Annotated in this window: 19 protein-coding genes; 8 read left to right on the top strand and 11 right to left on the bottom strand. The window is 40.5% G+C overall.

Annotation, left to right across the window (positions count from 1 at the left end; genetic code table 11):
- Window positions 1-108 precede the first annotated feature (108 nt).
- The 6 genes from srlA to E4T82_RS04225 all read right to left on the bottom strand — a co-directional run bounded on the left by srlA (window position 109) and on the right by E4T82_RS04225 (window position 5,295).
- Window positions 109-636: a PTS glucitol/sorbitol transporter subunit IIC gene (gene srlA / locus E4T82_RS04250; RefSeq protein ID WP_135181630.1), complete on the bottom strand. Its 528-nt coding sequence runs from the start codon at window positions 634-636 to the stop codon at window positions 109-111.
- Window positions 637-716: 80 nt separating this feature from the next.
- On the bottom strand, window positions 717-1,664 hold the full coding sequence (locus E4T82_RS04245) for a sugar-binding transcriptional regulator (RefSeq protein WP_135181629.1): 948 nt from the start codon (window positions 1,662-1,664) through the stop codon (window positions 717-719).
- A gap of 48 nt (window positions 1,665-1,712) precedes the next feature.
- Window positions 1,713-2,072, bottom strand: coding sequence for a PTS glucitol/sorbitol transporter subunit IIA (locus E4T82_RS04240; protein ID WP_135181628.1), 360 nt, complete (start codon window positions 2,070-2,072; stop codon window positions 1,713-1,715).
- 9 nt (window positions 2,073-2,081) lie between these two features.
- A complete protein-coding gene (locus E4T82_RS04235; RefSeq protein ID WP_135181627.1) occupies window positions 2,082-2,450 on the bottom strand; it encodes a transcriptional regulator GutM in 369 nt (122 codons plus the stop codon).
- Window positions 2,451-2,468: 18 nt separating this feature from the next.
- Window positions 2,469-3,716 (bottom strand): NAD(P)H-dependent oxidoreductase, encoded by a 1,248-nt coding sequence (locus E4T82_RS04230; RefSeq protein WP_135181626.1) that lies wholly within the window; start codon window positions 3,714-3,716, stop codon window positions 2,469-2,471.
- A 229-nt stretch (window positions 3,717-3,945) separates the two neighbouring features.
- On the bottom strand, window positions 3,946-5,295 hold the full coding sequence (locus E4T82_RS04225; RefSeq protein ID WP_135181625.1) for a glucose-6-phosphate isomerase: 1,350 nt from the start codon (window positions 5,293-5,295) through the stop codon (window positions 3,946-3,948).
- 193 nt (window positions 5,296-5,488) lie between these two features.
- On the opposite strand from E4T82_RS04225, the gene E4T82_RS04220 reads away from it, so the two are divergent.
- The gene (locus E4T82_RS04220) at window positions 5,489-6,220 is read left to right on the top strand and encodes a hypothetical protein (protein WP_228065048.1); all 732 of its coding nucleotides are present in this window, start codon (window positions 5,489-5,491) and stop codon (window positions 6,218-6,220) included.
- A gap of 67 nt (window positions 6,221-6,287) precedes the next feature.
- On the opposite strand, the gene E4T82_RS04215 is transcribed toward E4T82_RS04220, so the two are convergent.
- Window positions 6,288-6,662, bottom strand: coding sequence for a hypothetical protein (locus E4T82_RS04215; RefSeq protein ID WP_135181624.1), 375 nt, complete (start codon window positions 6,660-6,662; stop codon window positions 6,288-6,290).
- A 257-nt stretch (window positions 6,663-6,919) separates the two neighbouring features.
- Between E4T82_RS04215 and E4T82_RS04210 the strand changes: the two genes are divergently transcribed.
- Both E4T82_RS04210 and E4T82_RS04205 read left to right on the top strand, forming a co-directional pair.
- Window positions 6,920-7,243 (top strand): ATP-binding cassette domain-containing protein, encoded by a 324-nt coding sequence (locus tag E4T82_RS04210; RefSeq protein WP_167753560.1) that lies wholly within the window; start codon window positions 6,920-6,922, stop codon window positions 7,241-7,243.
- A 330-nt stretch (window positions 7,244-7,573) separates the two neighbouring features.
- Window positions 7,574-8,248, top strand: coding sequence for an ATP-binding cassette domain-containing protein (locus tag E4T82_RS04205; protein ID WP_135181622.1), 675 nt, complete (start codon window positions 7,574-7,576; stop codon window positions 8,246-8,248).
- Between the two features lie 91 nt (window positions 8,249-8,339).
- Here the strand turns inward: E4T82_RS04205 and E4T82_RS04200 are convergent, their stop codons facing one another.
- Window positions 8,340-8,849, bottom strand: coding sequence for an RDD family protein (locus tag E4T82_RS04200; protein WP_135181621.1), 510 nt, complete (start codon window positions 8,847-8,849; stop codon window positions 8,340-8,342).
- 281 nt (window positions 8,850-9,130) lie between these two features.
- Between E4T82_RS04200 and E4T82_RS04195 the strand changes: the two genes are divergently transcribed.
- Together E4T82_RS04195 and E4T82_RS04190 are read left to right on the top strand one after the other, a co-directional pair.
- Window positions 9,131-9,451, top strand: a complete 321-nt coding sequence (locus tag E4T82_RS04195) for a MazG nucleotide pyrophosphohydrolase domain-containing protein (RefSeq protein ID WP_135181620.1) — start codon at window positions 9,131-9,133, stop codon at window positions 9,449-9,451.
- On the top strand, window positions 9,448-10,032 hold the full coding sequence (locus E4T82_RS04190; RefSeq protein ID WP_135181619.1) for a TIGR00730 family Rossman fold protein: 585 nt from the start codon (window positions 9,448-9,450) through the stop codon (window positions 10,030-10,032). The genes E4T82_RS04195 and E4T82_RS04190 overlap by 4 nt, the downstream gene beginning before the upstream one ends.
- Window positions 10,033-10,178: 146 nt before the next feature.
- On the opposite strand, the gene E4T82_RS04185 is transcribed toward E4T82_RS04190, so the two are convergent.
- Window positions 10,179-11,009 carry a cation diffusion facilitator family transporter gene (locus tag E4T82_RS04185; RefSeq protein ID WP_135181618.1) on the bottom strand — a complete coding sequence of 277 codons (831 nt, stop codon included), beginning with the start codon at window positions 11,007-11,009 and terminating at the stop codon, window positions 10,179-10,181.
- A 146-nt stretch (window positions 11,010-11,155) separates the two neighbouring features.
- Between E4T82_RS04185 and E4T82_RS04180 the strand changes: the two genes are divergently transcribed.
- Both E4T82_RS04180 and E4T82_RS13160 read left to right on the top strand, forming a co-directional pair.
- Complete coding sequence (locus E4T82_RS04180) at window positions 11,156-11,677, top strand: TetR/AcrR family transcriptional regulator (RefSeq protein ID WP_135181617.1); 522 nt, start codon at window positions 11,156-11,158, stop codon at window positions 11,675-11,677.
- A gap of 6 nt (window positions 11,678-11,683) precedes the next feature.
- Window positions 11,684-11,833, top strand: a complete 150-nt coding sequence (locus E4T82_RS13160; RefSeq protein ID WP_135181686.1) for an LOG family protein — start codon at window positions 11,684-11,686, stop codon at window positions 11,831-11,833.
- Between the two features lie 202 nt (window positions 11,834-12,035).
- On the opposite strand, the gene E4T82_RS04170 is transcribed toward E4T82_RS13160, so the two are convergent.
- Window positions 12,036-13,292 (bottom strand): S41 family peptidase, encoded by a 1,257-nt coding sequence (locus E4T82_RS04170; protein WP_135181616.1) that lies wholly within the window; start codon window positions 13,290-13,292, stop codon window positions 12,036-12,038.
- 231 nt (window positions 13,293-13,523) lie between these two features.
- Between E4T82_RS04170 and E4T82_RS04165 the strand changes: the two genes are divergently transcribed.
- Window positions 13,524-14,306 carry a formate/nitrite transporter family protein gene (locus tag E4T82_RS04165; protein WP_432422580.1) on the top strand — a complete coding sequence of 261 codons (783 nt, stop codon included), beginning with the start codon at window positions 13,524-13,526 and terminating at the stop codon, window positions 14,304-14,306.
- 1,218 nt (window positions 14,307-15,524) lie between these two features.
- Here the strand turns inward: E4T82_RS04165 and adhE are convergent.
- Window positions 15,525-18,173, bottom strand: a complete 2,649-nt coding sequence (gene adhE / locus E4T82_RS04155; protein ID WP_135181614.1) for a bifunctional acetaldehyde-CoA/alcohol dehydrogenase — start codon at window positions 18,171-18,173, stop codon at window positions 15,525-15,527.
- Window positions 18,174-18,207: the final 34 nt, after the last annotated feature.

Here is an 18,207-nt window from a genome sequence, read left to right as displayed (position 1 = left end):
CTTGCTTTCGCAAGTTCTATTTCCAACCTTCTATAGTCCACTGGACTATAGAAGCAGCCTTCGGCTAGCTTCCTGGTTTGCTTTTTGATTTTCTTTGAGTATAAACTATTATTTTTGTATCGCTGTTCGTTGCATCAAGAATTTTGTCAACCGCTCTGTTACTACACCTCTAATCAAAATAACGACTAATCCGGCTAGAAAATAACGTACTGCCAAACTCCCTTGAGAGTAGCCAGCTTCTACGACACCATTTGCGATTCCTAAAAAGACAAACAATTCTCCTGCATTCGCATAAGGAAAGAGTCCTGTTACAGGGTGAACCATACTGACGGCTGCATCATAGAAAGCAGGTTTTTCTTCCTCCTTTAAGAACTGACCAAAAGTATAAGCCATCGGATTGGTCATCAATAATACGGCAAATAACGGCATCAATGTATACCGCAATACCGTATACTTCGCGCAAGCACGGATAAAATGATTGACCTTATCCCTACCAATCAAGGCAATCAAGGCATTTGTAAAGGTCAAGAGAGCCACTAGTAGCGGTACAATTCCTGTTAAATACCCCACAAACTGCTCTCCTCCTGCTTGAAAGATGCCTATAAAATTTTCACCAAACCATTCAATATATTTCATTATTCTACCTCTACCACGAAGGGCAAGCGCTTTCTTTTTGGTTTTTTAGAAGAAACTATTCGTTTCAAATAGCTTCCATTCTACATACTTAATAATTTTTTTGCGGTTTTATCCGTCGTCACCAACATATTGAGCAATTGATTTTCAAGTGCTACTTTAATAGCGTCGGCCTTTTCTTCTCCATAAGAAACAGCCATCACCGCTGGGATATTCTTTATATCTTCAATACTCAAGCCTACCACATGACGATTGATTTCAAAGTCTGATTCTCCGTGACGACCAAAAAATTGAGAATTGATGTCACCAATAATTCCTAATTGCTTGAATTGCTCCACATCATCATGTGAAATATAGCCTGTCCGAGTCATTGTACTCTCTTCAATCAAGGAGGCTAGGCCAACAATCGCAAAGTCAACGTTGCGACTCTCATCCATCACACATGAAATCGTAGAATCGCGCTCCAACTCCTCTTTCAAGCTCACACTAGAAACCATCGCAGGGACATATAAGTAATGGGCTAGTGCTCCCATTTTTTGAGCCAAGGTCTGAACGAGCTGGTTAGAATGAAGATAGAAATACTCATTGCCCATTCCTCCCACCAATGGATAGATATGTATTTGAGGGTAGCTCACATAGGGGAAATAATCAATCATATATTTCAATGTTTCTCCCCACGAAACCCCGATACTCCGAATGTTCGTATTACGCTTGATATAGGATTCACAATGTCCGGCAGCTGCTCGACTCACTTTTCGCTTAATCTCCGCCACACTCAGTCCATCTGTATCAACCACCACTACACTAGATACATTAAACCGTTTTTCAATCTCTCTTTCCAGTTTTGCTGTCACAACGGACTGGCTGTTAATAAACACTTCGACAATTTTTGCTTCTCTAGCATCAATGAGTATCTTCGAAATGAGAGAGCGAGAAACCTTTAATTTTTTAGCTATTTCTGCCTGTGTCATCCCCTCATCGTAATACATCACAGCGACCTTGACATAGTCTTTTTCTGTGTACTTTTCCATAGTTCATTCCCCTTTGTTCGGTTATCTACAGAAATTATACCACAACCCTCAATTATTCATGATGTTTATTGTATCTCCCGGCGCTAATTTGGGAAAAATCATCGGCTCTGCAATTACTGCCCCCGGTAAAATATCATTTTCCCCCTGTCTAAAGTAAATCGAAACATGTCCAAGCTCAGCAAAGTTAGCATTGGCAGCACCTCCCACTTTTGTCAAAGTGTACTCCTGACCACCCATTCGAATTTTTGTTCCAACTTGTAAAACATCATCCTTACTTGCTTGATAATCATGCACCACACAGATTGCCCTCAATTCAGGAGGAGCTTGCTCTCCAAAGAGTACAATCAACATTTCTTCTTCAAATGCCGGTACCATTTCTCCAATTTCTACGACTTTAAATTCTTCCATTTCCACCTCCTACTGACCACTTTTTTCAATCAACATGCTGATGGCTCGTTCTTTCAGCTTATCCCCTTGTACAACTGCTAACAATTGTTTATTTAAACAATGGCCAACAACGGCGTCACAAGGTTTAAATTTAGAAAAAATGGTCATTCCACGTAGATAATACGCCTCTATAATAACCTTATTTTTATTATGTATCAGAGCAAGAGTATTAGATGACAAACGAGACTTGACGACTTCTGATACGAGATAGTAGTCACTTGTATGCTTGTATTTTTCCACCAAATCGCTCATGAATTGCTGGTAATATCGGACTTGATATAAGCTCAGAATCAATTGAAATAGTAAAATCACCGTCAGTACAATTGCCAATTTCGCCATCTAATTCCTCTCATCTCTTTAGTTAAATGTTTCGTCTTGAAGTTTACGTAATTTGTAAACAGTTGTTGTTTCGTCCAATTGGATATCCTCTTCTGTCAAGAAAGTACCATTTGAAATATCGCGTTTGGCAACAGATGCTCCACCAACCAAACCGATTGGAATGTGCCTCATTGCACATGTATTTTCATGTGTTTCAATAACACCCCGAACGCAGTAACCACCGATTCCGTCAATTCGTTCACCTGCTTTGATATCGCGTTTAGCAACAGCAACCGTTTCTGCAACTGGAGCCCCCAATGGAACAATCGCATGGTCATGTTCCAAAACAGCTCTAGCAACTGTCAATGGAGTTTCTAAACTACATAAATGATATGGTCTGAATAGAATATGATGCACTCTATCTCCCACCTTCATCAAGTAGTTCATTTCATGTTTTACGCCTTCATTTTGCCCTTCAACAATGACAAAGACACCAGGTGCAATACCATCAACATACTCCACAACTCCAAACTTGCTGAGAACACCGCCATTTTCTTTCAAGTCTAGCTTTTCAACTGTACCTTGCAAATCGGCAGACACACCATGCATACCCGTCACATCTGGTACAAAGCCAATTGCATTTGACAATAAGTTCATTTCCGCCATTGTCTTTGTGCCATCTTGAAAAGCGGCTAACATGTGGGCACTCATCTTCTTAGAGGCTGCCTCTTCCGCTGTCGTATCAGGATTTGCCTCAACTTTCAAAGAGTTGTTCTTTCCCTTTCCTGCGACCAAAACCTTCATTCCCATGCTTTTTGCAAACTCGTACAATTGAGCAGTCGCTGCTGGCTCATCACCATCTGATCCTGTATAAACAAGACCGGCCGCATCGTACATTTTCTTCATGAGAGGACCTATGGTAATATCTACCTCTACGTTCAAGAGAACAAGATGTTTCTTCGCCATCAAAGTTTCCAACGAAATTTTAGCACCCGCCTCCGGCACACCTGTCGCATCAACAATCACTTCCACTTCTTCGGAATGAATCACTTCCTTAAAATCAGTAGTCAGCAGAATATCTACTTTCTTTTCTGAAGAAGCATTGTAAGCGTCAGCAGCACGCTGAGCGTTTTCCAGACGAATATCGCTGATGCCTCGTACCTCCATACCTGGGATTGTCGAGACTTGAGCCACCATTCCTGTTCCCATTTGCCCAGCACCAATGACACCTACTTTGATAGGATTTCCTTGTGCCTCACGTTCCAACAATTTGCCATATAATGTCATAGCAGGCCTCCTTTTGTCTTTTGACAACCTTTGTGTCAATTGTTTTCAAATCCATTGTAATCGTTTTCTTTCCTTTTGTCAATGTTTTTGTCAAATGTTCTTAAAGTTATTTTGTTCACAAACTTTTGCGACAACGCCCCCTTACTTTATGGCATTTGACAATGTGTCCGTTCTTTTTTCACAAAGAAAAAACCAGCCGATGGCTGGTTTTCATCTTACGATTTAACAATTACAATCGTGCGTTTAATGCGGCACCAAGTTCTTCAAATCCTGGTTTTCCAAGAAGGGCAAACATATTCTTCTTGTAGGCTTCTACACCTGGTTGGTCAAATGGGTTCACCCCATTGAGGTAGCCTGAAAGGGCGATGGCCAATTCAAAGAAGTAGATAGTGTAACCAAGTGTAAACTCATCTTGTTGTGGAAGAGTAACAAACATATTTGGTACGCCACCGTCAGTGTGGGCAAGAAGGACACCGTCAGTTGCTTTTTTGTTGACGAAATCCACATCTTTTCCTTGAAGGTAGCCAAGACCATCCAAGTCTTCTGCCATTTCTGGAATCAAGATATTTTTTCTTGGCTTGTCTACACGGATTACTGTTTCAAAAAGGTTACGGTAGCCTTCTTGGATAAATTGACCAAGTGAGTGCAAATCTGTTGAGAAATTCGCTGAAGTTGGGTAAATACCCTTTTGGTCTTTTCCTTCTGACTCACCAGCCAGTTGTTTCCACCATTCGCTAAAGTATTGCAAAGATGGCTCATAGTTTGCCAAGATTTCTGTTACGTATCCTTTTCTGTAAAGGATATTGCGCACAACTGCATATTGGTAAGCCTCATTTTCAGCAATCTTGTCAGACGCATAGTCCTTACGAGCCGCATTTGCACCTTCCATAAGGGCTGTGATGTCTGCACCTGATGCCGCAATCGGCAGCAAGCCTACAGCGGTCAAGACAGAGAAACGTCCTCCAACATTGTCTGGCACAACAAATGTTTCCCAACCATTGGCATCTGCTTCCACTTTTACAGCTCCGCGCTCACGGTCAGTCGTTGCATAGATTCGTTGATTTGCTTCTTCTTGACCGTATTTTTTCACGAGCAATTCTTTGAAAATACGGAAGGCAATCGCTGGTTCAGTCGTTGTACCTGATTTTGAAATCACGTTGACAGAGAAATCCTTGTCGGCTACATAATCAACCAAATCAGCCAAGTAGCTAGATGAAATAGAGTTTCCTGCGTATAGAATTTGTGGCGCTTTACGCTCTTCCTTGCTTTGCAAGTTTACAAAAGAAGTATTCAAGAAATCAATCGCTGCTTTTGCACCGAGGTAAGAACCGCCGATTCCAATCACAACGAGTACATCGCTATCTGATTGGATTTTGGCTGCCGCTTCTTTAATGCGAGCAAACTCTTCTTTGTCATAGTTTTCTGGTAAATCAAGCCAGCCAAGCATCTCAGCTCCTGCTCCAGTCCCCTTACGCAAGTCTGTATCAAGTGCTGTGACTTGGCTTTGTAAAAAGTCCAATTCTGTTGGAGAAACGAATTGTCCCAAGACTTTTGAATAATCAAATTGGATATGTGCCATTATAAATCCTCCATTTTTTCTACATACTTAATGATAACGCTTTATTGGTTTTTTTTCAAGGAAATTCTATATTTTCATCCATTTTCATAAAACGAAGTGAAGATTTTTCAAAAAAATGTGAAAAAACACATATTACCATTTCCTCCAGCTACCCCCTCATCTTCCTGGGAACACCACCATTAACCTTCGGACTATGGTGAAGACCGATAAGAAAGGAAAACTCCAGTTTCAGGGTGTGTTTGCGGATGGCTTGACTACACCAGGCGCTCAAGTGACCTGTAGCTTGAGCGATGCGTCTAAGAACTATAAGGGAGAAAGTCCCGCTAGCTTCTCTTATAAGTATCCTGACAGTAGTCCCTCTGACGCTGCGTTTGAAAAAGGCATGATACGGTATAAGGATAAACTCTCCAACTGGCAAACCTTGACACCTTTTACAGCCCCAGAGTTGAACAAGGTCTATACGATTGATGCGGAAAGTAAGAAAGACACTCAAACCAGTGGAAAGAAATCCAGTGACACCTTCCTCATTTACAAGGTGACCCAGTACGATACGCTTCCAAAAATCGCTTCTTACTATGGTGTGCCCCTCAAACAAATCGCCTTTGATAACCGCATTCAGGATATGTTGGTGGTGAAGAACAACACCCTCTTTATCCGCAATCCACGAAAAAATGCGACCAAACCCTACCATCCACCTGCGTTAAACAATAAGACAAAAGCAGATGTGGATGCGCTATTGATGGGGCGTGGTCTCCACTGCGAGTTTGGCTTTGAGCCGATTAACATCAATACAGGGAACTTCTATTTGGAACGAACCGATGTCTCCATTCCTGACCTCACTGGTAATTTTGGAAACATAAAAAGCAGTAAGCGTGCCCTTTACTGCCTTTTGCAATCTGCGTTTTTGTCGAACAGACTACGCTAGTTAGACAAAAGCCACGATTATTATTATTTGAGATTTACTTCTCCTTCCAATTTATCCGCCACTTCTTTCATAGCATTAGATAGAAGCTTGCATCTTCAAAATAATCAATAGTCTGTAGACTTTGAGATTTTTTCATAATATCGAAATTTAGTTTAAAAGTTAGAAAATCTGTTAATTTTCCTTGTATAGCAGTCAAGAGAGGAGTTGTGATACTACTGATGAAAAATGTAGTTCCCCAAATAAAAAGTAGTTGATAAACCGAATTTGACTTGGAATTAGATAAATCTTCTATGAGGCGATTGGTAAAATAAATTGTAAAAGAAGGCATTAAAGATTGTAAAGGAATAATAAAAAACATCAAAGTAACATAAATTTTACTTGAATGCCAAATATACGACAAGTTCTTTAAATAAAGTTGTAAATAAGCTGCTTTTTTAGGCATATGAATCTCCTTACTTAAAAATAAGCCAAGGAATGGAAATCCCTTAGCTTATCTTGTTAAATCTCTACATTTTATTCTTAAAAATTTAAGCGCTTACACAATGATAGTACTCTATTTTAATAAAAATTGCTAAAATCAAGATTTTTCAAAAGATTTTGTCTAAATTTTTTAAAAATGATAGAATATCATTGTGAGGAGACTATGATTGAATCTGATTATGCCTCATAATAGTTAATGTGTTCATGAGGAGGTGTATTATGAACATAGTTACAGTAAATCATGTAAGGAAAGAAGTTTCCAATAATCTCCTTTTTGAGAGTGAGCAATTCTATATCCCAGCTGGAAGTATCACAGGTATTATTGGGGACAACGGATCAGGTAAAACAACTTTTCTAAAAATGCTCATGAAGGAAGATGTAAATTATGAAGGTGAATTAAAATTAAATGGTCAATACAGTTATGTTCCCCAGATTAGCCCATATGAGAACAAATCTGGCGGTGAACAAGTTCTTGAAATGCTAAAATTGCACTCAGCAGTCAGAAGGATATATTATTACTGGATGAACCAACGGCTAATTTAGATAAAGAAAACATTGGATGGTTAATCAACAGATTACTAAAGTTTAGAGGCTCCGTCTTGCTAGTAAGCCACGATAGATTTTTTTTTAGAAACAGTTGCTGATAATCTTATCGTTATTAAAAATAAAAAAATTACGCTTCATAATCTGACTTATAAGGATTATGTTTTATCGGTAAAGCAAAAGGAATATCGTCAGAATCTTCAATATAGACAATACCAGAAAGAAGTAAGAAGATTAAGTACTCAGGTAGAGAATAAAAAGAGCCGGGCAAATAAGATTGCTAAACGCAATAGAAAAGTTTCCAATTCAGATTGGAAGGTTAACTCTAAAATGGGAAGCTACGATAGTCAATCTAAATCAATGGCAAAAGCTGCTAAAGCAATTGAAAATAGAATAGAAAAAATGGTGAAGCCAAATAAGCCTCAAAACAAAAGGATATTGAAGTTTAAATCAATTGGGTATCTTGAAAAAAATGTCCATTCTTTAATAAGGATTGAAGAAGGTGTGTTGAGGAGTGATTTCAGAGAATTATTTTCATATCCTATAATCGAAGTCAGATTTACTGATAAAATTATCCTCGAAGGAAGAAATAAAACCGGTAAAACTACATTTGTTGAAGCGCTATATAATAAAGGCGTTGCTGGATATTACTCTCCTGATTTATCAATCGCATATTTTAAGCAAAATATTCGTAATTTAGATGATGAATTATCTATTTTAGAGAATGTAATGAGTACTTCGGCTCAAGATAAAAAAACAATAATTAATCTAATTGCTAAGACTGGTATAGCGTATGAGAAAATAAATTGTAAGGTTAAATATTTATCTGGTGGTGAAAAGGTAAAAGTCTCCTTGGTTAAAGTGCTTTCGTGTGATGCAAATTTACTGATTCTTGATGAGCCTACAAATTTTTTGGATTTAGTGGCATTAGAAGCTGTAGAAGAGTTTCTAAATAGTTATAAAGGCGCTTTTATCCTTATATCTCATGATAGTTATTTGTTATAAAAAGTACATTCTAATAAAATATTAGAAATAAAAAATAAGAAACTTAATGTTATTGAAGTAAATTAAAGATTTGAACTCAAATAATTAAGATTTATTTTTTCACCAAAACTTGAGTTCCAGCGATTAAATCCCCTAAATGTCTTCTATCATTTCTCATGGTTCCCATGAAAAATAGAAATAACATGAGTCCAACTGATAATATATCCAAGACTATGCTAATAGTATCGAATCCGGTATACATCCCCCTAATAGTCCCCATATGCCCTAATTGCCAGGGTAAAAACTTTATTATATTTCGGACTAAGGCAGAGCTATAGTTTTTGTTTTTATAAGCCAGCTTTAGTCCCATCTTTCTTTTTCCAATACTTCCACCATTATAATCAAGATAAGTAAAGAAAAAGATGATCGGAAGAACGGACGAAACAAAAGCGATGATCTGAGACTGTATATGCGTAAATGCGGGAATTCCTTTTAGTACCCATTTGTAAAATAAAATACATACGATAAATAGACATACCAGGTATGCACTTATGACCAACCAGTCTATAAAAAGTTCTTTCGCTCTAGTTGAGAAATCTATTTTATTATTTTCTTTATACATTTCTGCCCCTCCACAAATTTAGATTTATCTACTTATCACTACTATTGTACCACTATCCAACTTAAAAACTGTGCCAAAAGTTTTTTAGATGTCTAAAAATTTTTGGCAAATATCAATTTTTCCTAACATCTCAAGTTGCCTTATTAACAGATTTCACCATAATTTTTTTGTTTATTGCATTAATAATCGGCTCTTAATGTTCGTCTTGCTGAATAGCCACCTCCTTGCTCTTACTATCCGTTTCATGGTACAATACTAGCAAATATTGTTAAGAGGTAAAGATGGACATTCGGGAATATCAGGAGTGGGTCAGCAGGTTTTATAAGGAACGCAATTGGTACGCCTACAATTCCTTTATTCGGACTAATTTTCTCTGCGAGGAAGTTGGAGAGTTGGCGCAGGCCATTCGGAAAATGGAGATTGGGCGTGATCGGCCAGATGAACCCATCAGCAATCAGGAAGAAAATCTCGGCCACATTCGTGAGGAGTTAGGGGATGTTCTGGACAACCTCTTTATCATCGCAGATACCTACCAGATTTCGCTTGAAGACATCATGAACAGTCACAAAGAAAAATTAGAAGAAAGGTTTAAGGGACAATGAAAGTAACGGTTTATTGTGGAGCAAGTTTGGGAGAAAATCCCCTTTATCAAGAAGGGGCCATTACGCTTGGAAAGTGGATTGCTGGCATGGGGCATACCCTTGTCTACGGAGGGGGCAATACTGGCCTTATGGGCTTACTCGCTGATACTGTTCTCGCACACGGTGGGCAGGTCATTGGCATCATTCCAGAATTTCTCAAAGACCGTGAGCTCGCCCACCCGCATCTCTCAGAACTTCGTACAGTTGAGACCATGTCCGAGCGCAAGCTGGCTTTGATTCAGGAGGCAGATGTCTTTATCGCCCTACCGGGCGGTCCCGGTACCTTGGAAGAAATCAGCGAGGTCATCTCCTGGGCTAGGATTGGGAAAAATGATAAACCGTGCATTCTCTTTAACATTGCAGGCTACTATCAAGCCTTGGAGCAGTTTTTTGATACCATGGTAACTGAAGGATTTCTAACGACCGATGACCGTGAAAAAACACTCTTCTCAGATAACTTGGAGGAGATAGAGGGCTTCATCGCGACCTATCAACCACCTGCTGCGCGTGAGTATAAGAAAACCGTTTGCTTCAAAAAATAAACGAATGGGAAGCCGAGCTGTAAAATGCCCTCATCTCTTGTCTCCCCATACTCCATAAACAGCAATATCTGATCCTTTTCCACAAATAGGCGTTCACACAATAGGAGGCTGGGATAAATCCCCGCCTCCTCTCTTATACTTTAGTGTCAACGGACACTGCTATCACATTCAATCGTCACCTGTCCAACGCCGTAATTCTTCAATAAAGCATGAGCCAAGCGCTTGCTTTCAGCCATATCCTCCACTTTCCTTACTTGAAGATGAACCATGGCACAATGTTCTACACCATCTAAACTCCAGACCTGTAGCTGCACAATAGCTTCAATAGGCGGAACAGCCTCCAATTCCTGCGCTACTTTCTCTATATCAACCCCCTTAGGTGTCGCTTCCAGTACAATCTCTATATTGTCCCAGAATTGTCGAACTGCCTTGTATAAAATGAAGCCCGCAATCAAAAGGGAAAAGAGGGGATCTAAGATATACCAATCCGTCCATTGGAAAAGGACAGACAATACAAGAACTAGTAGCCAACCTAAAATATCCTCAAGAAAATGCAGGCTGAGGATTTTTTCATGCTGGCTGTGACCTTTTTCCATCATTCCTTTGGCGACAAGGTTGACCGCAATGGCTACGATTGCCAACACAAACATCCCCTTATGATCCACCTTTTCTGGCGCCAGTAACTTGGGGATATTCTCCCGAATCACAAAGAGGGAACCTGTGATGAGAATGCTCGACACCAGAAGAGCTCCCAGTAGGCTGTAACGTTTGTAGCCTAAGGTATAACGATGAGTAGCCTTTTTCGTCGCTCGGGTCTCAAACAGGGCAGAAAGCCCGATTGCGAGAGCATCTCCTGCATCATGCACAGCATCAGCTAGGATAAGACTGGAACGAAACATAACGCCAAACACCGCTTCCAGTAAAGCAAAGGCAAGGTTCAAACAGCAGGCAATCCAAATATTCTTATAAACAGGCATATCTTTTTCCTCCAAATTGATGTATACTATATTCAGAATCAAACAGTTTGTTCGATTTTATTATCCATTATCAGAAAGGAAAAAACAAGATACAGATTGACCTAGGTGTTTGTTACCAGACAATCTGCTTCATTTGTACGAAAACGATGGACAGACGAATCAAAAAATCACGCGCAGCCATTTACCAAGCCTTTATCCATTTGCTCAATCAACAAAAGTATGACACGATTACCGTGCAGGATATTATTGATTTGGCAGATGTGGGGCGCTCGACCTTTTATGCCCATTTTGAAAGCAAGGAGATGTTACTGGAGGAGGTTTGCGAGGATCTCTTTGCCCATACCTTTGCCAAGCCTCAAGCTAAGCAGGATATCCATGGGACGCTTGCCCATATCTTCTACCATTTTAAGAATAATCAAGATAAGGTAGCGACCCTTTTACTATCGAATAATTTATATTTTACAAAACGTCTCAAGAAAGAACTACACCGCTATGTCTTTCCTCTTATTCAAGCACCGCTCATCCGTCAAAAAGCTACTGTTCCCGAATCCTTTTTGGAACACTTTGTCGCAACAACCTTTATCGAAACGATTAACTGGTGGTTGCAACAGAGAGAACCAATTGATGAGCAGACCATTACCAGCTACTTTCTTGGAGTTATCGCCTAGGCAAGGATTGGGAAAAACGACAAGCCCTGCACTCTCTTTAATATCGCAGGCTACTATCAAGCCTTAGAACAATTCCTCGATGCCATGGTAAATGCAGGATTTTTGACTCAGGAAGATCGTAAAAAAACTCTTTTCAGATCATTGGGGACAAATTGAGCAGTTTATCGCGACCTATCAACCGCACACAGCACGTGAATATCGAACAGAATCTTAAACTGAGATAAAAAGATTTTGATTGTTGAAATTCGCCACCATCAATTAGACATAATAAGCGAACAAGGCCGAATTCTGAGATTCAGAAAACTAACCTTGTTCGCTTGTTCTACTTGAGGTTAGACTTTTGGAATAACCTCTTGTTTCATCCTTCCTGACACAATTTCAAACATTCTTCCAAGTCGACATCACGTTCTAAATGCTCTGGGGTCCATGGAATAAAGATGGTCGGCTCTACTCCCTTGTCATTCATGCCTTCACCTGCATCAATAGCAAGATTACGTGAGGTTGGAAATAGCAGACGATACTCATCAAAATCCACAAAACAGCAATTGGAATAATCCAAAATCCCCATTGTTGATCTACCAAGAACAGTCACCTTGGGCATTTCTTTCATTATCTGGACGAAATTATCCCCTGAAGACCCACACCCCACATCTGATAAGATAAAAACCTTTTCAGGCTTGCCGAGTCCAACAATATCTGCTAAATAAGCCATCTCTGACTCATCATCTTGATGCACGACATACCCCTTACCACGATGGAGGGTTAGTTCCTTGACAAATTCCAGCAAGAACTGGCGACTTTCTTCTGAAAGATGTTCGTCTTCTAATTCTTGCTCAAATAGCGCCCGTCGCAAATCAACATTCCGCTCCGTATAAAGAACTTCCATCCCTGGACTCGGTACATCCAAATCTAGCAGACTTTTCCCCGTTGGCAAGGCATATCTGAGCAAGGGAAAATAGAGAGAATCTGAACCACCATGATTCACACGAACATCAATAATAAGATACTTCGCTTTGTCTAATAAGGGAATTGCTTCCTGATACAGATTGCCAATTTTTTCCTCACTTGAGAAATCTTCCATTTTCAAGTACACAGTATCTGGCGTTAAACACTTCACTTCAAAGTGCGCTTCCTGTACATGGTTGACTTTCTGAACTTGGATTTCTGATTTCTTTCCCGCTCTCATCACAGTCAAACTCTCCGCCTTGAGCATAAAATATTTCCATTCTTGCGCTTGGCGCTCCTCTGTCGGACTAGTGAAATAAGTACGATGCTCTTGATAAAGAGCCATAATTTCTCGGCCATCAAGTGCAATAATCTCATCTCCTTTTTGAAGATTGGTCGCAGGATCAGCTTCTACTACGTACAGCACGTTTCCCTGTCTTCTCAGGCGAAATGGAGCAGGCTTACTATTTTTCTTAAAAAAGCTCACATGTCCGAGAACTCCAAAACTTGCGAGATAACAGTGCATTTGATACAGGAATTCCTCCTCTGACATATCATCTATTATTTTTTTACGATAGATTTCTGGATCTGCTCCTGTCAAATCCTTTTTCGTGGATGAATCTGTCCGCATAATATCTACAACTTGTTCAAAAATAGCTGTCTTCTTCATCTAACCCTCCTAATAATTATTTTCATATTTATTGTACCATACAATGGAAGAAACTAAACATAAATTTGCATATTTACAACACCTATATCTAAAAAAGTAGAACAAAAACACTATTTTCTCTATAAAAACCCTTACATTTTTTGGCTTTTTTTGGTATAGTATAGATTGTGATAAAATTATCAAACAAAAATGAAGCAGGTATCTATTTTGGCAACACAAGAGCAAACATTGATGTATACGATTGATAAAAGTATCAAGAAAAAAGCAGCTTTGATTGAGAGCAACTACTGGGCATATGCGCTACGCTCTATTTTTGCCAGTGTCTACTTGGCGCTGGGAATTACGATTTCGCTCTACACGGCAGACAAGCTAGAGCATGTGGCGGCAGGCCTTGGAAAATTCAGCTACGGTCTCCTGTTTGGTTGGGGACTGCTCATGATCCTCTATATGAATGCAGAGCTCGGCACTTCTAATATGATGTATATGACGGTCGCCATCTACCGTAAGGTCATTCCGACCAAGACTGCATTAAACATCTTAGCCACTTGTATCTTCTTTAACTTTGTTGGCGCAGTGCTGGTCTGCTTCCTCATTGCACAGACAGTCCCTTTTTCAATCGGACATGTAACAGCTGATAGCTACTTGGTACAAGGAACGATTGCTAAAATCGCCAAAGCTCCTCTGACCCAGTTTATCGAAGGGATTTTCGCCAATATGGTGGTCAACATTGCGGTCTTTGCCTTTCTGAAAATGAAAGACGATGCGGGAAAAGCAATCGGAGTTATCTTCATCATCTTTATCTTTGCCTTCCTCGGCTATGAACACGTGATTGCCAACTTCTCGACCTTCTCTCTCGCTATCTTCGCGACAGGTGGTCCAGTAGAAGGCATGACCGTCCTATCCGTCCTATCCAACTTCCTCTTCTCAGGTCTTGGAAACTACGTCGGTGGCGGACTGGTCATCGGACTCATCTATAGCTGGTTGAATAAACAATCAAGCGTTTATGTAGACTAATTGAAGAAATACAGTCTTTCAGTTTTAGAGCAGTAATTATGATATACTAACGTTATGGCATGTGATTTAGATTTTAGAAAATAAGTCATTTCCTTTGTTCAAGATAAAGGTCTCACTCGCAAGGAAACTTATCGGCTCTTTAACACTAGCATCAATACTCTCTATTTATGGGAACAACCGTTCAACGTTGACAGTAAAAAGCGTTCTCCACGTCCTAGAAAATTGCCACTAGAGTAACTTCAGAAGTTTATCTTAGACCATCCAGATGCTTTTCTTCGCGAAATAAGCAGGACGCAGTAAAAGTCCAGCAATTCTTAACCATTCTCCAACACCTATCCAGTCGTTTATAGTGACGAAACCGGTATTGATATCTGACATGTCCACGAGCGAGAGCACTTAGAGGCCATAAGATTAGTGGAAGAAGGTTTGAACGTGTTTCGGTTTTAGCTGGTCAAATTGTAAATCACTTTATAGCTCCAATGATTTACAAAGAAAATATAACAAGTGACTTTTTTATGAAGTGGTTTTCAGAGTAGCTGTTCCCCTCCTATCTGAAACTCATGTTGTGGTAATGAATCATGCTCGTTTTCACCCTTAGAAACAAATAGATGTTGTACTTCATTCTGCCTTTACCGCCTTATTCACCAGAATGAAATCCAATTGAAACTGCTTGAGCAAACTTAAAGAGAGAAGTTATCAAATGATTAAGACAATTTGAATCTATAAAGGAATCTCTTTGTTACTATTTTAAAACTTAATCACTATACCAAGAGACTAGCCACAACCAATCGAGTAGGGGTTAATCGCTAGTCCCTCTCACACCACCGTGCGTGCCATTCATCAGCACACAGTGGTTTAACCAACTTTTAACACATGTCGTTCTAGATAATAATCCAAGTAAGAAACCAGTCCACGTTTTGATGAGGGCTGGTTTTGATATAGCTCGTTTTACAGACACGAGTGAAGTAGGTATACTTCTACCTAGTGTTTTTTTATTTTCAGCACCAGACTTAAAACAGTCTATCCCCCGCCACCTCACAATAGTCAAGCTTAATAGTCACTATTGACTTCACCGGTAGCGGAGGCCCACAGAGGACGTTCACATCCGTTGTACAACATGCCAGTCGTACTGCAAAAAGCAACGGGCAAACCGTTGCTTTTTTATCTTGCTAGGACTTTTGGCCCAGCCTCATCTATTTTATTGGGGAACTATCACGATTATTTGATACGACCTGGGCGTTCTTTGTAGCCATAGTAAGCATCGGCTAAGATTTCTTCCATGTCTGCGACCATTGGCAAGCGTGGGTTTGCTGGTGAACATTGATCTTCGTAAGCAAGAAGGGCAATCTCATGCAAGCTATCTTTCCATGCTTTTTCATCGATACCTTGATCTTTGAAGTTCATCTTAATACCAACCGCTTCACCAAGCTCGTAAACAGCATTTGCATAGGACGCTACTGCTTCTTCTGGAGTTGAAGCAGGAAGCCCTAACATACGAGCGATGTCTTGGAATTTCTCATCCGCTTTCCAGTAGTTGTACTTAGGCCATGTAGTCGTCTTAGCTGGGCGAGTACCGTTGTAACGGATAACGTATGGAAGCAAGATAGCATTCGTACGCCCGTGAACAGTATGGTGCATTCCACCAATCTTATGCGCCATTGAGTGACTCATACCAAGGAAGGCATTCGCAAAGGCCATACCAGCCATGGTTGAGGCATTGTGCATTTTTTCGCGAGCTTCTGGGTCAGCCTCAAGCACTGATTTCTTGAGGTATTGGAAGACCAGTTTAATCGCTTGAAGCGCAATACCGTCTGTATAATCATTTGCAAAGTTAGAAGTATAGGCTTCTGTTGCGTGCGTCAATACATCCATACCAGTGTCTGCTGCAATGAAACCAGGAACAGATTCTACCAAAGCTGGATCAACAATCGCAATCGTTGGGGTCAAGGAGTAGTCCGCAAGTGGGTACTTACGGTTGTTTGCCTTATCAGAAACGACCGCAAACGGTGTCACTTCTGAACCTGTACCAGAGGTTGTCGGGATACCGATGTATTTCGCTTTTTTACCCAGTGACGGGAATCTGAAGGCCCGTTTACGGATATCCATGAATTTTTGTACCAAATCACGGAAGTCCACTTCTGGTTGCTCATAGAAGAGCCACATGATTTTTGCGGCATCCATCGGAGAACCACCACCGAGGGCAATAACTGTGTCCGGCTCAAAGGCTTTCATCACTTCCGCACCACGGCGAACTGTTGTAATATCTGGATCTGGCTCAACATCCGAAAAGACTTGAACCGTCACTTGATTGGAACGCAGGTTCAACTGATCAATCACCCGTTGCACAAAGCCGAGTTTTTCGATTGATTTATCCGTAACAATCATAACACGCTCTAAACCTTCCGCTGTTTGGAGGTATTGAATAGAGTTACGCTCGAAGTAGATTTTTGAAGGAACTTTAAACCATTGCATATTATTTCTACGTTTCCCTACTTTCTTGATATTAAGAAGGTTGATAGCAGATACGTTATCACCAACTGAGTTGCGTCCGTATGAACCACATCCAAGTGTCAATGACGGCAAGAAGGCGTTATAAACATCTCCGATACCCCCGAATGTAGAAGGTGAATTCCAGATAATACGCATCGCTTTCATTTCTGTACCGAAACGTTTTGCAAGCTCCTCGTCTTTTGTATGAATCGCTGCCGAGTGACCAAGACCATTAAATTCCACCATTTGACGGGCTTTTTTTAGACCGTCCTCCACATCATCCGCTTTCAATACCGCGATAACTGGAGATAATTTTTCACGAGTTAATGGCTCATTTGGTCCAACTTCTGCACATTCAGCAGCTAGAATATTGGTTCCTTCTGGGACAGTGAAACCTGCTTGTTCCGCAATCCAAGCGGCTGGTTTTCCAACGATGTCTGCGTTTAATTTCGCACCAGCACAGTCCTTGCTATTGGCTTTTACACCAAAACAGAATTCTTCAAGGAGGGCTTTTTCTTTCTTATTCACAAAGTAAGTCTTATAAGACTTAAATTCTTCTACAAATTCTTTGTAGATTTCCTTGTCAATGATAACCGCTTGCTCAGACGCACACACCATACCATTGTCAAATGATTTAGACATGACAATATCATGAGCTGCTTGGCGAATATCCGCTGATTTTTCAATGTAGGCAGGAACGTTACCAGCACCTACCCCAAGAGCAGGTTTCCCGCATGAGTAGGCAGCGCGCACCATGGCATTTCCACCTGTTGCAAGGATAGTTGAGATTCCATCGTGGTTCATAAGAGCGTTGGTTGCCGCAATAGAAGGCTCTGAAATCCATTGGATACAGTCTTTTGGTGCCCCTGCTTTCACAGCTGCCTCATACACGATTCTTGCCGCATGCGCAGAAGATTCCTGTGCAGAAGGGTGGAAACCAAATACAATTGGATTGCGTGTTTTCAAGGCAATCAAGGACTTGAAGATTGCAGTTGAGGTTGGATTCGTTGTTGGCGTTACCCCACAAATCACACCGACTGGCTCTGCAATTTTCGTCAAACCTGTAATCGGATCATCTTCGATGATACCAACTGTTTTGACACCACGCATATTGTTCACAACATGTTCACAAGCAAATAGATTTTTCGTCGCCTTGTCCTCAAACACACCACGCCCCGTTTCTTCAACAGCGTGGGCTGCCAAGATACCATGTGCATCAAGTGCTGCTACCGAAGCCTTCGCTACAATATAGTCCACTTGCTCTTGGTTCAAGCTACGAAATTCTTCGAGAGCCACAAGACCTTTTTGGACCAATTCGTCCACATGTGCTTGTGCAGCTTGCAATTGTTCTTCTGGTGATTGTTTTTTATCAGCCATTTGGGGTTCCTCCAAAATTGTTTTCTGTCAACTT

The sequence above is a fragment of the Streptococcus cuniculi genome (assembly GCF_004570575.1).
In the GTDB taxonomy this organism is placed as follows: Bacteria; Bacillota; Bacilli; order Lactobacillales; family Streptococcaceae; genus Streptococcus; species Streptococcus cuniculi_A.
This window is presented reverse-complemented; position numbering and strand designations above follow the sequence as displayed.

What these genes read in the sequence shown, in the direction of transcription:
- srlA (WP_135181630.1), bottom strand. Translation starts at nt 636, where the DNA reads ATGAAATATATTGAATGGTTTGGTGAAAATTTTATAGGCATCTTTCAA.
- E4T82_RS04245 (WP_135181629.1), bottom strand. Translation starts at nt 1,664, where the DNA reads ATGGAAAAGTACACAGAAAAAGACTATGTCAAGGTCGCTGTGATGTAT.
- E4T82_RS04240 (WP_135181628.1), bottom strand. Translation starts at nt 2,072, where the DNA reads ATGGAAGAATTTAAAGTCGTAGAAATTGGAGAAATGGTACCGGCATTT.
- E4T82_RS04235 (WP_135181627.1), bottom strand. Translation starts at nt 2,450, where the DNA reads ATGGCGAAATTGGCAATTGTACTGACGGTGATTTTACTATTTCAATTG.
- E4T82_RS04230 (WP_135181626.1), bottom strand. Translation starts at nt 3,716, where the DNA reads ATGACATTATATGGCAAATTGTTGGAACGTGAGGCACAAGGAAATCCT.
- E4T82_RS04225 (WP_135181625.1), bottom strand. Translation starts at nt 5,295, where the DNA reads ATGGCACATATCCAATTTGATTATTCAAAAGTCTTGGGACAATTCGTT.
- E4T82_RS04220 (WP_228065048.1), top strand. Translation starts at nt 5,489, where the DNA reads ATGGTGAAGACCGATAAGAAAGGAAAACTCCAGTTTCAGGGTGTGTTT.
- E4T82_RS04215 (WP_135181624.1), bottom strand. Translation starts at nt 6,662, where the DNA reads ATGCCTAAAAAAGCAGCTTATTTACAACTTTATTTAAAGAACTTGTCG.
- E4T82_RS04210 (WP_167753560.1), top strand. Translation starts at nt 6,920, where the DNA reads ATGAACATAGTTACAGTAAATCATGTAAGGAAAGAAGTTTCCAATAAT.
- E4T82_RS04205 (WP_135181622.1), top strand. Translation starts at nt 7,574, where the DNA reads ATGGGAAGCTACGATAGTCAATCTAAATCAATGGCAAAAGCTGCTAAA.
- E4T82_RS04200 (WP_135181621.1), bottom strand. Translation starts at nt 8,849, where the DNA reads ATGTATAAAGAAAATAATAAAATAGATTTCTCAACTAGAGCGAAAGAA.
- E4T82_RS04195 (WP_135181620.1), top strand. Translation starts at nt 9,131, where the DNA reads ATGGACATTCGGGAATATCAGGAGTGGGTCAGCAGGTTTTATAAGGAA.
- E4T82_RS04190 (WP_135181619.1), top strand. Translation starts at nt 9,448, where the DNA reads ATGAAAGTAACGGTTTATTGTGGAGCAAGTTTGGGAGAAAATCCCCTT.
- E4T82_RS04185 (WP_135181618.1), bottom strand. Translation starts at nt 11,009, where the DNA reads ATGCCTGTTTATAAGAATATTTGGATTGCCTGCTGTTTGAACCTTGCC.
- E4T82_RS04180 (WP_135181617.1), top strand. Translation starts at nt 11,156, where the DNA reads ATGGACAGACGAATCAAAAAATCACGCGCAGCCATTTACCAAGCCTTT.
- E4T82_RS04170 (WP_135181616.1), bottom strand. Translation starts at nt 13,292, where the DNA reads ATGAAGAAGACAGCTATTTTTGAACAAGTTGTAGATATTATGCGGACA.
- E4T82_RS04165 (WP_432422580.1), top strand. Translation starts at nt 13,524, where the DNA reads ATGTATACGATTGATAAAAGTATCAAGAAAAAAGCAGCTTTGATTGAG.
- adhE (WP_135181614.1), bottom strand. Translation starts at nt 18,173, where the DNA reads ATGGCTGATAAAAAACAATCACCAGAAGAACAATTGCAAGCTGCACAA.